The sequence below is a fragment of the bacterium genome, assembly GCA_030647005.1.
In the GTDB taxonomy this organism is placed as follows: Bacteria; Patescibacteriota; Patescibacteriia; order JACPHY01; family JACPHY01; genus JAUSKG01.
In genome coordinates this window covers 17,686-32,302 of sequence record JAUSKG010000014.1, presented here as the reverse complement: position 1 = coordinate 32,302, position 14,617 = coordinate 17,686, and the positions used below count along the sequence as shown (strand labels likewise).

Here is a 14,617-nt window from a genome sequence, read left to right as displayed (position 1 = left end):
TCCGCCCGCAGTATCCGGCGTACGGACCCTCGTGCGTGCACCCAATACGCTGCTCGTAGTACGCTTGATGTTGCCGCGCTGTCACCTCACGAATGCACACATCGCTGAGCGTCGCTGCCTCGACGGTACACGTCGGTTCCTCCGTCGCTTCCGGCACGCACGCTTCCGGCGTCTCCGTTCCGATGGTGAACTCCGGGCCGTGCGCAGGGAGGCCCGCGATGGTCACCGGCACGCCGTCCTGCTCCACGCTGTAGGTGTTGAACGTGATGTGGTAGCGACCGGAAGGCGCGTCGCCATGCACGCGGGCGTACACGCTGAGGTAATCTTCGGCGTTCGCGGGCAGCTCGTGGCTCCACTCGGCGGGCGTGGAGAGCTTCGTCGCGATCGTTCCCGACGCATCGAGATCGTCGGATACGAGCTCGAAGCCGCCATCGTGCACCCAGTAGATTCGGAAGCTCGAGCAGTCGAAGACCTCGCACGCTGCCACGGTGTCCCAGTTGCCGTAGTCGTAGCCCTCGGATACGCCGTAGCGTGCGACGTAGAACGTGAGTGCTTTCACCGTCGCATTGCGATCGCCACCGAGGAGCCGAACGTCCAGGAACCGGAATTGATCGCTCGGCCTCGTTGATGGATCCACGTCCAACGGGGAATCGAACATGGAGAACGTCGGCGGTCGCGTCTCCACCGCCTCCGGCGCGCAGATGGGCTGCTCCGGACACTCGGCGGGAACTTCCACGACCTCGGGTACCTCGATGATCTCCGGCTCGCACGTGACGGTGACGTTCGGGCACTCGGCGGGCGTGGGAACTTCCACGACCTCCGGCACCTCGACGATGACGACCTTCGACTCGCACGCGAGCGCGGGGTCGTCCGTCACGAGATCCACAAACACGTCTTTGGGAAGGCAGACCTCGTCGCTGCGCGTCGCGCTCGACGTATCATCCGTCTGCTCCGGCGCTTCCTTGTCGCCCGCTTCGGGGCTCATCCGCTCCGGCGTACCACAAGAAACCGCCAGCACAACCAACACCAGCATCATCGTACGCATGTGCGTACTCCTTTCTTTTTCTCTCGTTGTGGTGAACACGTTTGTATCCACGGTTGTGAATGGGATTGCTCCCCCGAGCGGCACGACTTTAGATCATGGCGTTTGGGGGAGCGTGCTCCCGGGACTCCGACGGAAGCCGGAGGTGGGAGCACGAGGTGAGGAGCGATACGAAATCGCTCGAAAATGGCATGGCCTACACGCAGAGGACTGCAGGTGGTAGGCAAGGAACTGCACGCCATCGGCGGGAGAACGATGCGCGGACACGGCTAGTCGAGGTCGCCCTCCGCGAGTGACAGGGTGGTGCCGGCCGTAATCGCGAAACAGAGCAGGGCAACGGCGACGTCTCCGTAGTCGAGATGCTCGCAGCCGCACCGGGTTGCGCGGAGTAAAAAGTACAACGAGCCGAGGAGTGCCGTCATCGCTGCCGTGAACTTGGTCACGAGCATCGCGATGCGCACGGCGCGGGGTATGCGCAGCACACTGCCGAGCAGGGTGCGTCTCGGGTACCGCACGCACAGCCACGCATAGACACCCACCGAGCAAGACACCGCCATGCCGATGAGGTACTGCGTGTTGTCTCCCTTCAGGAGGCCTGCCACGCTGCACCCCAAGAATACGACTCCTGCCACGATGAGCACGATCAACCAACTCTTTCGCATGTCCTGTCCTTTCATTGCTCCGCATGAAGCAGAGGCGTAGAGCACGAGGGGTTGTCCCTCTGCTCAAATTCTTCTTTTACTTGCAAGGTACTCGCACTGCGCTTTCCCACCACGCGGCCCGACGGTGCGTCAGGGCTCGTGGTGGGTCCCCAACCGCGCGGGCGCGGTTGGGGACTGTGGTCTACTCGCTGGCGAGCATGTTCGCGGTGACGACCACGAAGATCGCTACGGACAGCACGGCGAGAGCCGTATCTCCGTATGCGAAGGGGATGTAGTCGTAGCGGCTCGCTGCAACCGCGAAGTAGAAGGCGGAGGCGAATGTTGCAATGAGTGTCGCCATGCCCGTGACGACCCTCGCGATGTACACGCCGCGCGTCCGACGGAGCACGTGCAGGTAGGCATGGACGGCCACCAACCCTGAGACCACCATGCCCACGAAGTATGGCGCGTCATTTCCTCTGGGAAGGGTCTTCCCCCAACACCCCATGAACACAACTACCGCGATGAGGGTGATTGCAACGGTGAGCAGTTCCTTCAGCATGGTTCTCTCCCTCCCGTGCGCTGCACGGGCTAGCAACGATGTGGAGCGAATGGGGTCATCCCAACGCTCAGGTGAATGTACTGCGGGTAGAGCACTCACACTTCGCTCTCCCACCAAAGGCGCGTTCTCATCCCCATGGAATCCTGGATGAACGCATCTTTGGTGGGACCCCGAACGCTGCTTGTGCAGGCGCTCGGGGGCTCTTGGGATTTTGCACTCGCGGTTCCCCAACCGCTTATGGCATCCGCGCCTGGTCGCTACAACAGGCGCTTCTTCGGTTCATTCTCCATGCACCGTACCTCGTCATTCATTTCATGCGGTTCCGCCGCACGCGGATGGGATGGGGCACACGCCCGATCCCTCGACTTCCGCTACGCCGTGTGCGTCACGGAGTAGTGCACCTTCTCGCCGCCAGACCTGCGGCTGACACGCTTCTCCTCGCGCGCTGCCTTGGTCCTCTTGACCAGGGCCAGGAAGCTGACCTCGCGCTCCGCCTGCTCGTGCAAGAGCTCGGCCATGTCGTCCTGCATCTCGTGGAGCCCTCGGACGCAGACATCGTCGTCGGCATCGTCCTCTACGAAGGGCGCCTCTTCGGGCGAGCAGCTGACGTCTTCCGCCACACGCATCAGCGCGACGCCGAAGCGCAGCTGCCCGCCGATGTTGAAGCGCTGGTGCTCCTGACCGCCCTTAAGCACCCCCCGGATGCTGTGGGTTTTCATGGTGCTGGTCGGCACCTTCCTCAGCTTCGGATTCGCCGCCGCCACGCCGGTGAGGTCCCGTCCGTCGAGGGACATCGCCTCGTGCAGCTCGTCCAGCCCGATGCCCATGCAACACTGGGCGAGCTGCTGTCCGGGGGTGAGATACACTCCCGCCATGAGCTCGCTGCGCCGCTGGGATTCGCTGAGCCCCCTCAGGCCGGTCATGGAAGCAACGTTCGTCTTGGTCGGTTTCGTGTGCAGACGCATCACGTGTCACTTTCTCCCCTTCACCCCGGGGCGGGTTATCGTTCTTGGAAAACAGCGTGGTACAACGTGGTACAGCTGGTGGCACCGGCGGGAATCGAACCCACCCTTACCTCAGCGACCCTTGCGGGCAGGACAACCCGTCCTCTTGCTGCTGAGCAGTGCCGTCTCCGGAATCGCACCGCGATCCCGCATGGACGTTGGAGGTACTCCGATTGCTCGGCGTAGCGCGGTCCTCCACCGTCCATGCGAGATGCCGATGACGTGATCGGCTCACCCTCCCTGTCGTCATTGCGAGGAGTCCTCGACGTGGCAATCTCACACGATACACGGGATTGTCGCTGGTGAGATTGCTTCGCGGACTCGCAATGACGAACGATTGATCCTCCCACCCGAACCGCCGACCATTCAGCATCTCAGGTGGGGTTCCGACGACGTAGTGGCCGTCGGAACCGGTTGAACGTCCTACTCGATCACCTCCTTCTCGATGACCTCGTACTTCGGGAACGCTTGGGGGGGGTCGACACCATCGCCGAACCGCCCTTCTTCCATAACTCGCAGCCGTTCGGCCTCCTCCTCCGCATCGCGCAGCCGTTTGGCCTCCTCATCCGCCTTTTCTCGACTCATGTAGACATCAAGAACCTCGAAGGAGTCGTTGAAGCTCTGCATGGTTTCCACAAGAACAAAAACCTTCATCGGTTGTCCTTTCCCCCTTCACCCCGGGGCGGGTTTGTATGGGAATTTGCTTTCTTCGACGTAAGGGTTTGGGAAACGGTCACTGTAGTAACCTTGGTACGCGACGTTGCGAGTTTGGACCTCGCACGATAGCGTACTGGACACTTTCTCGGGCGGGTCTGCGGGAGTGTACCCGCAAACGGCCTCCAGCGACTTGCACGGTAGCAACCGTTTCCCATCCGAGGACCGCTCAGAGCGGTGCTCAGATGGAATTCCGACATCGCATCAACGGTCGGGGTTGTGTCGGATCCATCGCCACCTCATGAGCGCAGCTCTGGTCACAAGTACCAGCGCCGCGCTCATGAGGTGGTGAACATGCTCAAGCACGAAACTCCCTCCTCAGGACACGAGGAGGGAGTTTCGGATTGTTGGTGAGGCAATGATGTTCGGTGAACGCCCCGGACCGTGGAGCGCCTATTCCTTGGCGCATCATACACCGGTCCGGGGTGGAGCGAGCGATCGCTCGTTCCGTCGAATCGCTCACCGAACACCACCGGGGCTATGACTTTGACCCAAGTCACCAGGGCTCTCTCCTCTTGGCTCGCGCAGGAGGCGCAGGAGCCAGTAGGGTTTGCTGCTTGTCAGGCGATTGACACTATCGAACGACACCACGATCCTCGCCGACAATCAGCGGGTTTGTATTGTGAAGTTTCTATCCGCGCTGACGAAACTTCTCCTGAACTCGAGCCACTGAAGCGGCTCTTATCTTCAACATTTCTAGTATACCATGCCGTGTCAGACGTGTCAAGACCTATTTTATTGGCTTGGCTCAATATAGCTATTATTCATGTCTATATATACTAACATTATAGATTGACAAGTAATCCAACCCGTGCTATGATGGAAATGTCCTGATAACGCAGGGGACGCACAATGTCAGTCGTGCTGCGTAGGTGGATCCGGGTTTCCGGCCACCGAAAAAACCTCGAACCCGGGGGATCCCCGGTCATTTGTTGGAGGCATTCATGAAGCCAGGTCAGTTGTTGTTTGCGCGTGTCGCTGGTTCGGTTGCTACCATCGCTCCGCGAAACGAGCCGGAGCTCACATTCCTTGGATCGTCATGCCGTGCGAGCACTCTCCCTGGAGCGAAGGTGAGCAGCGTCTCGTTCACGCTTCACGAGGAGCAGCAATACGGGGTCGCCGCCGTGATCGTTGATCTCACCAGCGGATCGGGAAAGAACGCCTCAAAGGAGGCCTACCCGATGCTCATCAAGATCCAAGGCGCGGGACAGGGAGATCACCGCGAGCTCTCCGTGGACACCGAAAACATCTGGGTGCCCGAGGGACCGGTAATCGGCGGGATCGTACACGCGTTCTACCAAACCGCCATCGAGGTTGTTGCTCCTGACGGCGAACGATTCACCACCCTGGACCTCGAAAAGGCGCGCAGATACAGCGACGACTATCCTGAGCTGTACATGCGCTACTACGTGAGCGCGTGCCAGTACGTGCCGGATCCCAACCTGCTACTTCGATGCCTCGTCGGCGACTGCACCATCGACGACGTGCTCAGTGCCGCGCAACAGGTTGCTGCGGAGCAGACGCAACTGGAGAAGGCCCAGGAGCTCGTGGAGAAACAAGAGCGCGCGACGGAGCGTCTGCGCATCGAGAACACGGAGCTGCGCGCTCGATTCGGCGGGGTCCACGCGGCAAACGAGCACCTCAATGACGTTGTCGCCCAGAGGGACCGTGTGCTGAGTATCGCAGCGGCGCGCTTCACGACGCTCAGCATCGCCGCCCGCGCGTTGCACGGGGTCGCCAGCACGCAGTGGAGACGGAGTAGGGCACTTGAAGCGGCCCTCAAGAAGGTCGCGGAAGCACCGCAAGTATTTGTTGCCTAGCGCAGCACCAACGAGAACCGTCCGGCAGCACGCCGGACGGTTCTTCCTTGTTTGGAGTGGGGAGGGAGGGGGTAAACCCCTCCCCTACGACGGAGGAGTATGTGTGGAGCGAGGCAAAGAGGTGTGTCCGTCCTACGTAGGGGCGGGTTTTATACCCGCCCGTCCGAATGAATGCGCTACGGATGGTTCGCTTCCAACCACTTCTCGGCGTCCATGGCGGCCATACACCCGCCGGCTGCGGCGGTGACGGCTTGGCGGTAGCGGTAGTCCTCGACATCGCCGGCGAGGAAGACGCCGTCCACGGATGAGCGCGTGCGGTCGTGCACGTCTGCGTAGCCGTTCTCGCGGAGCGCGATCTTTCCCTGGAGGAAGCCGGTATTGGGAGTGTGGCCAATGGCGACGAAGAGCGCGTCTGCCGCGAGCTCCTCCGTTGCGTTGGTCTCCACGTTCCGGAGCACGACGCCGGACACGCGGTCGTCACCGCGCACATCCTCCACGACGGAATTCCACCGGACCTCGATTGCCGCGTGCGCTTTCACGCGCTCGCCCATGACCTTCGACGCGCGGAAGTCGTCGCGCCGGTGCACGGCGACCACGCGCTTCGCGCTCCTCGCGAGCGTGAGCATCTCCTCCATGGCCGCGTCGCCGCCGCCAACAACCACGATGGTCTTCCCTCGGTACATGAATCCGTCACACGCCGCGCATGTATGGACGCCCTTGGACCAGAGACGATCCTCATTTGGCAGACCCAACCGCTTCGCCGTGGCACCGGATGCCACGATGACCGCGTGTGTGCGGTACGACTGCTTGCCCGCGGTGACGGTGAACGGCCGCTGTGCGACATCAATCATGGTGACGTCCTCGTTCACAATCTCCGCGCCGTACCTCTTCGCTTGTGCGCGCCAGCGATCCATGAGCTCCGGGCCTGCGATGGGCTCGGCGAACCCCGGGTAGTTCTCCACGTCTGACGTGAGCATGAGCTGACCGCCAGGCGTTGCGCCAGCGAGTACGAGTGGATTGAGGTTAGCCCGAGCCGCGTAGATGGCCGCGGTGAGCCCTGCCGGGCCACCGCCAATGATGATGAGGGATCGTGGAGTGTCCATAGATCGCTATCGTAGCATGTGTTCGCTGCCGCTGCCTGATCTTCCGTGCGGAAAGCGCGGCCGCGCGCGCTGTTCTCATGAGAACGCCGATCCCGCTCGGGGATCGGCGTTTTACTGAATGGAGTCCTGAACCGGAGCGGGAGGGGATGAACCCCTCCCCTACGAGATTTTGGCATTGATGGGCCGCACTAGGTGGTCATGAACCACAGGATCACCCCCAAACCGACGGCCATGGCGGTGAGTGATGCGATGATGCTGACCAAATCGGGCTCCTGATGCTCACGGATCATGTGGCATTCCTCCTCAACGAGCATACGGATGCGGTGCTCGTTTGTCAAAGGTAGTTCACACAATAATCATCTTATACACAGAATCATCCACAATTTTCACGTGTTATCCACACCACCTTTTGACCACGGGTTGCATCTGAGGATGCGCCACGTTGCTTTCATTGAGCCAATCAACACCCCGTTTTGCATGATCGCGCTCTTTCCGTATGCGGAACAGCTCGGGTAATACCGACAAAAACCGTGTGGGAACATCCGCGCGAAGAGCGGCCCATGATCCGGGGAGAGCGTGCGCTGGTAGAGCTCAATCGCGACAACGAGGAGCAGTCGGGGAATACGGGTGATGCTCGCCCCGCACGTTTCACGTTCCGTTTGCTGGTTTTGCTCCATGATTGCGTGGTGGTTGCATGAGGAGTCCCGCTTTCCGCAGCGCAACACCGAGCTCTGTTGCAACGTCGGCGTAGGTCTTCCCCACGAGGTCTTTCTTCGCGTAGATGACGATGTCGTAGCCGGGTGTGACGCGATCGAGGAACTCACGCCGGAACGCCTCGCGAATGAGACGCTTGACCCGATTGCGCCGAACGGAGCGCTTATGCACCTTCAATCCCGCAACCGCGGTCATGCGGATATGATCGAGGTCATTCTTCGCGTAGCGCAGCGTGAACACAGACACGAACGCGGGCCTCCCCTTGCGGGAGACCCGTTCGACATCCTTCATCTTTCGCAACCGGTACCGTGCAGGAAGCATAGTGATCAGCTGCTCGCACCAGCGGAGGCCGGAGCGTTTTGCTAGGCACTCACCGTGAGCCGCGCTCGTCCCTTATCGCGACGGCGCTTGAGGGTGGTGCGGCCGGATTTCGTGCGCATACGGATGCGAAACCCGTGCGTTCGCGCACGTTTTCGCTTCTTTGGCTGGTAGGTTCGCTTGGGCATAGGGAATATAACGCGCACTTCAACCTCTACACTATACCGTGCCGTCCACCGTGTCAAGTAATCTTTGCACCGCCTATCCACCTCCTATCCCGACTATCCACGTCTTGTCCCGCGATCCACAATCGGAGAGAATGGAAGAGACGCAACCCTTGACCATTCGTTCTCTAAGCGCGGCGACGTTATGCTCAACTCCTCTCAGGTGTGGCAGGCGGTGCTCGGTGAGCTCGAGCTCACCATTTCTAAGCCGAACTTCACGACGTGGTTCAAGGGGTCATGCCTCGTCGCGTGCGATGGCGATCGGGCGACGGTCTGCGTGCCCAACACGTTCACGAAGTCCTGGCTGGAGCAGAAGTACCACCAGCACATCCTTCGCGCGCTCCAGAACGTCACCCAGACGCACGTGAAGCAGATCGTGTACCGCGTGGAGGTTGTGCGCCCCGACGCAGTCCCGATGCACGGCGGTGGCGAGGTTATCCGCGCGGGTGGCACAGCAACCGCCGCTGCCGGATCGCTCGCAACGGTCGCGACGCGGGAAGTTCCTCCAGTGGTCAATGAGCATGGCCTCAACCAAAAGTACACGTTTGATACGTTCGTCGTGGGGAAGGCATCAGAGCTCGCGCACGCTGCGTGCCAGGCCGTTGCCCAGGCCGTTTGTGAGGCAAAACCAAAGCCCTACAACCCACTCTTCATCTACGGAGGTGTTGGGCTTGGGAAGACCCACCTCATGCAGGCCATTGGGCACCAGGTGGTTGCGGGACTCTCGGGAGCGAAGATTCGCTACGTCACCTGTGAGCAGTTCATGCACGATTTCGTCTCAACGGTGCGCCGTGGTGAGGCAAAGGAGTTCCACGATCGCTACCGGACCGTTGATCTCCTCCTCATTGACGACATTCAGTTCATTTCCGGACGCGAGGGGACCCAGGAGGCGTTCTTTCACACCTTCAACCACCTCCACCAGCACGACAAGCAGGTTATTCTCACCTCCGATCGCCCACCGAAGGCCATCCAGGCGTTGGAGCAACGCCTGCAGTCGCGGTTCGAGTGGGGAATGATTGCGGACATCCAGAACCCGGATCTCGAGACGCGCATCGCCATTCTTGAGACCAAGTGCCGCGAACGCGAGTTCCCCCTCTCCCACGAGGTCATCCGCTACCTCGCCTCGAACATCCAGTCGAACGTCCGCGAGTTGGAGGGTGCGCTCAACAAGTTCCACGCGCACGTCCAGTTCCACAAGGTCCCCGCGGTCGTCGAGGTCGCGCGCCAGATCATCACCCAGCTCTCCACCCTCCCCCGCAAGACCGCCATCACGCCGAAGCAGCTCATCCAAACGGTCTCCACGTTCTTCGACATCGCCATTGTGGACATCATCGGAAAGAGCCGCAAGAAGGAGCTCGTCAACCCGCGACAGATCGTCATGTACCTTATGCGCGAGGAGATTAAGTCGAGCTACCCCGCAATCGGCAATGAGATCGGCGGCCGCGATCACACGACAGCCATGCACGCGTACGACAAGATCTCGAGGGAGATCGAGAATAACGAGAAGATGCGCCAGGACGTCCAGCTCATTCGCCAGCGCCTCTACGTCTAGGGAGGCCGTCCACAGTTCCTCACCATCGGTACGGCCTGTGGCGCAAGAGGAGGATGGGGTGGAGATGAGGTGGTGAGGTATCCACACGAACACAAAAGGTGTTCAATCGTGGTACACAAACCATCCCACGAGGATTGCAGCGCACGCACACGCTCATGCGTATCGCACACGCGGTGGATTCATCACAGTAGAGCGAAACTGAGGCGTGGTATCCACACACCACGAACACTGTCCACTCACTTCCTTATTACTATCTTTACCTTTAGGTAACTTTTAAGAAAAAGAATACAGCCAGTGCATGCGCTTCTCTTGTACGCAGGAAAATCTCAAGAACGCCCTCAATAGGATTGGTGCCATCGCCTCACGGCAGGGATCGCTCCCCATTCTCTCGAACGTCTGTGTGACGGCCGAAGGGAAGATGCTCACCCTTGCGGTGACCAACCTCGAGCTCGCCATGGTCGCACAGCTGCGCGGGAAGGTGGAGGAGGAGGGGGCGACATCGGTGAATGCAAAGCTCCTCACGGATGTCGTGCAGCTCTTCCCCGCAGATCGTATTGACGTCGCGCTCCTGAAGAACGCGGAACTCAAACTCGTGTGCCGTGGGAATACCACGAAGGTGCGCGGGATGGATGCGACAGAATTCCCGCTCATCCCGACGGTGCAGCGCGAGCAGGAGGTTGTTGTGGGCACCACGACGCTCCGCGACGCGCTTGCACGCATCACGTTCGCGGTCGCCTCAGGCAGCGCGCGTCCGGAGCTCTGCGGGGCGCTCCTCGCGTTTCGGGATGGTGCGATGACCGTGGCGGCGACGGATAGCTACCGGCTCGCAGAGGCGCAGGTGCCGCTCCTGCGGAGCAGCGCGCAGAGCGGCACGCAGGTGATCGTCCCCGCGCGGACGGTCCAGGAGATCATTCGCGTCCTCGGGACATTTGCGGGAGGTGAGGAGGATTTCGCCGAGGTGGCAATCGCGTACACGCCAAGCCAGCTCCTCGTCACCGCGGGGTCACTCTCCATCACCTCGCGGCTTGTGGATGGGATGTACCCGGACTACCGCCAGATCATCCCGCAGACCCATACGACGCGGGTGGTGCTCCCGCGCGGCGAGCTCCAGAAGACCGTGCGCGCGGCATCGCTTTTCTCACGCACGGGTGTGAATGACGTCCACCTCCGCGTGGTGACGAGCGGGGGACAGTGCATCGTGCGCTCGGAGAGCGCGCAGCTCGGCGAGCACCAGGCCACCATAGACGCATCCGAGGTCTCGGGAGATGAAGTGACGACCATCCTCAATGCGCGCTACCTCCTCGACGGGCTCTCCGCCATCGCGACGGACATGGTGGCGATCGAGCTCACCGGTGCTGTGGCACCCGTCACCCTCCGCCAGACGGACGAGGAGGGGAAGAAGAACTACCTCTACATCATCATGCCGATCAAGCAGTAGGGTCTCTGGAGGCGGTGGAAATGCTTGCCTGCGCGGCGATTTTTGGTAGGATAGGAAATCTCCTGGGAGAGGCGACCCCCGTGTGTTTCGGGGTGTGGTGTGAGCCCTTTGTACTCAGGAGAAGAGCGAGACAATGGAACGGCGACGCAGTAATGTGTTGTACTACCGCCCGGAAGAAGAGCCAAGGGTCGGCGACCCCGTGCTCGTAGTGCATGTGGACGTCCATGCCGAGCGTCCACGCGCACAGCTCGAGGTGGGGACGCTCAGCGGCTACAACACACCCACCACGGTCGAGTACTACGCGAGAGAGGTGTGCTTGCCGGAAGCATCTATGAGTACTCCGGATGTGGTGGTGGAGGGAGCACGTGATTCTGTGTACCGGTTTTTCGTACCGCTCCTTGATATCGAGCTCGTGGCGGATGTTGTCGAGCGCTACAAGCCGGGACTCGATGTGTTGTCGGCTGATCGGTCTCGTGATCGTGCGGGGTCTATGACACCGCCGGTTGATGCGCTCGCCACCAACATCCAGAACGCCTGGGATGCGGTGCGTGATGCGATCATGGCGTTCAACGCAAGACCGGACCACTCCAAGGCGTGCCTCGATGCAGCCGCACAACACCTCGAGCTCGCGACCGCCATCATCGCTGGCCATCTGTAGGGGCTCCACGGGGAGCGAGGAGCAGGAAGGAGCCCTTCACCAATAACGGGTGAAGGGCTTTTCTCTTCTCTTGTTAGTGCTCCAGTTTTTTGAGCGCGCCCCAGCTCGTGCCGGTGCTCGCCTCGACGGAAACGGGTACGGGGAAGGTGTGGATGTTTTCCAGGATGTTGATGAGCGCGGGCGCCGCTGTTTTGAGGAAGTCCTCGCGCACCTCGAAGACGAGTTCGTCGTGTACCTGAAGGAGCATGCGGACGCGCTCTCCCGAGGTGGGGCCCTCGGAGCGCATCTCCGTGTTCGCGTGTTGCACCCATGCGTCCGCTGCGACCATCGCCATGCGCACGAGGTCGGCCTGGGTGCCCTGGATGGGCATGTTCACGGCCATGCGCTCTGCGGCGGCGGCGACCATGGGCACGCCGGAGGTGATCTCCGGGAGGTAGCGCTTGCGGCCGAAGAGGGTCTCCACGAAGCCACGCTTGCGCGCGGTTGCTTTGGTCTCCTCGATCCACGCGTGGAGCTCGGGGTACGCGGCGAAGTACGCGCTAATGTACTCACCCGCCTCCTCGCGGTTGATGTCCGCGGTTTTTGCGAGGGTCCCCGCACCCATGCCGTAGAGGATGCCGAAGTTGATGGCCTTCGCGACGCGGCGTTGGTCTTTCGTCACGAGTTCCGGTGCAATGCCAAAGACGAGCGCACCCGTTGCCGCGTGGATGTCGCTGCCGGAGCGGAAGGCCTCCGCGAGCGCGCGATCGCCGGAGAGCGACGCGGCGATGCGCAGCTCAACCTGCGAGTAGTCCAGCGCGAGGAGCACCCAGCCGCGCTCTGCGACGAACGCGCTGCGGATGGCCGGGCCCCATGGTTGCGTGACGGGGATGTTCTGGAGGTTTGGTGAGTCCGACGACAATCGCCCCGTGGAGGCCACACACTGGTTGAACGTCGTGTGCACGCGGCCGGTCTGCGGGTCCACGAGCTCTGGGAGCGCGTCCACGTAGGTGGAGACGAGCTTCTTGAGCTCGCGGTGCACAAAGACGTCATCAATGATCGGGTGCGCGCCGCGTAGCTTCTCGAGCTCCGACGCGGCGGTGGAGAGCCCCATACCCTTCGCGGTTTTCTTGAGCCCGCGCACCTCAAGGCCGAGCTCCTCAAAGAGGACCACCTTGAGTTGTTTGGGAGAATCAATATTGAACTCATGGCCCGCGTGCGCGACGATGCGCGCGTCCGCCGCGTCGAGTTGCTCGTGCATTTTTGCGGAGAGTCCGGCGAGCACCGTCGCGTCGAGCATGATGCCGATGTGCTCCATGCGGTGGAGCACCGGTACGAGCGGGAGGTCAATCTCGCGGTACACGCGCTCGAGCCCCTCGTCCGCGAGTCGCTTCGCGAGGAGCGGTTGGAGCGCGGCGATTGCCGCCGCGGGCGCGGCGGTTACGCTCCCCGGTGCGGCGTTGAGTTCCACGCCGAGCTCGGCGAGCGCGACGTTCACGAGGTCGTGCTTGCGCGTGCCGGGTGCGAGGAGGTACGACAGGAGCATCGTGTCATCGGCGAGGCCGCGGAGCGCGATGTGCGAACGCCCGAGGAGGTGGAGCGCCGCTTTTGCGTCATGCGCGGTTTTTGCGATCGCCCCGTCCGCGAACACGCGCGCGGTTGCGGCGAGCGCGGCACCCCAGGGCTCCGCGACCACCGCGTGGTCATCGTACGAAAAACCGATCGCGCGGGCGTGCGCCGTGCGCGGCGAACCCTCGTCGTGCGCGATGGCGAACGCGAACGCTTTTGTGCGTGCGAGGTCTTGTGAGAGCTGCGCGAGGTCCTGTGGGGTGTGGAGCGCCTCCACGGCGTCATCACCGCACGAGGACTCGGCACTCACGGGCAACCGAGTGATGAGCGTGGCGAATCCGAGCTCGCGGAACTTCGCAACCGTCGCGTCGCGGTCAACCGGTCTGCGCGCCGCATCGTCGAGTTGGAAGGTGATCGGGGCGTCCTGCTTGATCGTCACCAGCTCCCTGCCAAGCGCGATGGCCTCCTCCGCATCGCGGATTTTCTCAAGTACGCGCGCGGAGACGGTGCCCTGCGCGCCACCCTTCGCCGCAGCGCGCAGCGCGTGCGCGATCGTGCCGAACTCCTGGAGCACCTGCGTCGCGGTTTTCTTGCCAATGCCGGACACCCCCGGGATGTTGTCGGACGGATCGCCGGCGAGCGCCTTGAAGTCAATGAGCTGTGCGGGGTCGAGACCGTAGCGCGCCCGCACGGCGTCCTCGTCGTACTCCGTGGGCGCAGACATGCTCGTCGTGAGCGCGAGGACGTGGACGGTGGGCGAGACGAGCTGGAGCGTATCGAGGTCACCGGTGAGGATGAGCGTCTGAATCTTCTTGCGTTTCACCTGCGCAACGATCGTGCCGATGAGGTCGTCCGCCTCAAATCCATCCACCGCGTAGGTGGGGATGTGGAACGCCGCGAGGACATCCTCGATATGATCAATCTGCGCGTAGAGCTCGTCCGGCTTCTCCTCGCGTGTCGCCTTGTACTGCCCGTACATCTCGTGGCGGAACGTCGCTGCTGCGGTGTCGAATGTGACTGCGATGTGTGTCGGTGCGTAGTCCCGAAGGACCTTCAGGAGGATGGTCGTGAATCCATACACCGCGTTCACGAGCTCCCCCGACGGTGCCAGCATAGGCGGCAACGCATGGAACGCGCGATGGAGAATCGCATGTCCATCAATAATGATGAGCGTCGGCGTAGTGATTGGAGCACGGGCCATAGAGGTCCATTGTACCACTGCGACCCGTACCAGAAAGCGCTCCGACGTGATGTCGGAGCACTTTGAGGAAGCGTTGCG

At 61.8% G+C, this 14,617-nt stretch carries 15 protein-coding genes; 4 read left to right on the top strand and 11 right to left on the bottom strand.

The window, feature by feature from the left end; translation table 11 throughout:
• The 5 genes from Q7S96_01630 to Q7S96_01610 all read right to left on the bottom strand — a co-directional run.
• On the bottom strand, positions 1–1,045 hold a 1,045-nt coding region (locus Q7S96_01630), incomplete at its 3' end, for a hypothetical protein (protein MDO8462956.1).
• Positions 1,046–1,311: 266 nt separating this feature from the next.
• Positions 1,312–1,704 carry a hypothetical protein gene (locus Q7S96_01625; protein MDO8462955.1) on the bottom strand — a complete coding sequence of 131 codons (393 nt, stop codon included), beginning with the start codon at positions 1,702–1,704 and terminating at the stop codon, positions 1,312–1,314.
• Between the two features lie 181 nt (positions 1,705–1,885).
• The gene (locus Q7S96_01620) at positions 1,886–2,245 is read right to left on the bottom strand and encodes a hypothetical protein (protein MDO8462954.1); all 360 of its coding nucleotides are present in this window, start codon (positions 2,243–2,245) and stop codon (positions 1,886–1,888) included.
• Positions 2,246–2,616: 371 nt separating this feature from the next.
• A complete protein-coding gene (locus Q7S96_01615) occupies positions 2,617–3,210 on the bottom strand; it encodes a hypothetical protein (protein MDO8462953.1) in 594 nt (197 codons plus the stop codon).
• Positions 3,211–3,672: 462 nt separating this feature from the next.
• Positions 3,673–3,876 (bottom strand): hypothetical protein, encoded by a 204-nt coding sequence (locus tag Q7S96_01610; protein ID MDO8462952.1) that lies wholly within the window; start codon positions 3,874–3,876, stop codon positions 3,673–3,675.
• A gap of 1,031 nt (positions 3,877–4,907) precedes the next feature.
• Between Q7S96_01610 and Q7S96_01605 the strand changes: the two genes are divergently transcribed.
• Positions 4,908–5,783, top strand: a complete 876-nt coding sequence (locus Q7S96_01605; GenBank protein ID MDO8462951.1) for a hypothetical protein — start codon at positions 4,908–4,910, stop codon at positions 5,781–5,783.
• Between the two features lie 176 nt (positions 5,784–5,959).
• On the opposite strand, the gene trxB is transcribed toward Q7S96_01605, so the two are convergent.
• The 5 genes from trxB to rpmH form a co-directional block, all read right to left on the bottom strand.
• Positions 5,960–6,886, bottom strand: a complete 927-nt coding sequence (gene trxB, locus Q7S96_01600; GenBank protein MDO8462950.1) for a thioredoxin-disulfide reductase — start codon at positions 6,884–6,886, stop codon at positions 5,960–5,962.
• 188 nt (positions 6,887–7,074) lie between these two features.
• Entirely contained in the window at positions 7,075–7,224 is a 150-nt protein-coding gene (locus tag Q7S96_01595; GenBank protein ID MDO8462949.1) for a hypothetical protein, read from the bottom strand.
• Between the two features lie 48 nt (positions 7,225–7,272).
• Positions 7,273–7,563, bottom strand: a complete 291-nt coding sequence (gene yidD, locus Q7S96_01590; GenBank protein MDO8462948.1) for a membrane protein insertion efficiency factor YidD — start codon at positions 7,561–7,563, stop codon at positions 7,273–7,275.
• Positions 7,535–7,921: a ribonuclease P protein component gene (rnpA, locus tag Q7S96_01585; protein MDO8462947.1), complete on the bottom strand. Its 387-nt coding sequence runs from the start codon at positions 7,919–7,921 to the stop codon at positions 7,535–7,537. Before rnpA ends, yidD begins: the two co-directional genes overlap by 29 nt.
• Positions 7,922–7,962: 41 nt before the next feature.
• On the bottom strand, positions 7,963–8,106 hold the full coding sequence (gene rpmH, locus Q7S96_01580) for a 50S ribosomal protein L34 (protein ID MDO8462946.1): 144 nt from the start codon (positions 8,104–8,106) through the stop codon (positions 7,963–7,965).
• A 181-nt stretch (positions 8,107–8,287) separates the two neighbouring features.
• Between rpmH and dnaA the strand changes: the two genes are divergently transcribed.
• The 3 genes from dnaA (at position 8,288) to Q7S96_01565 (ending at position 11,790) form a co-directional block, all read left to right on the top strand.
• Positions 8,288–9,694, top strand: coding sequence for a chromosomal replication initiator protein DnaA (gene dnaA, locus Q7S96_01575; GenBank protein ID MDO8462945.1), 1,407 nt, complete (start codon positions 8,288–8,290; stop codon positions 9,692–9,694).
• A gap of 298 nt (positions 9,695–9,992) precedes the next feature.
• Positions 9,993–11,132 (top strand): DNA polymerase III subunit beta, encoded by a 1,140-nt coding sequence (gene dnaN / locus Q7S96_01570; protein MDO8462944.1) that lies wholly within the window; start codon positions 9,993–9,995, stop codon positions 11,130–11,132.
• Between the two features lie 154 nt (positions 11,133–11,286).
• Positions 11,287–11,790 carry a hypothetical protein gene (locus Q7S96_01565; GenBank protein ID MDO8462943.1) on the top strand — a complete coding sequence of 168 codons (504 nt, stop codon included), beginning with the start codon at positions 11,287–11,289 and terminating at the stop codon, positions 11,788–11,790.
• Between the two features lie 73 nt (positions 11,791–11,863).
• On the opposite strand, the gene polA is transcribed toward Q7S96_01565, so the two are convergent.
• Positions 11,864–14,539 carry a DNA polymerase I gene (gene polA, locus Q7S96_01560; protein MDO8462942.1) on the bottom strand — a complete coding sequence of 892 codons (2,676 nt, stop codon included), beginning with the start codon at positions 14,537–14,539 and terminating at the stop codon, positions 11,864–11,866.
• Positions 14,540–14,617 lie beyond the last annotated feature (78 nt).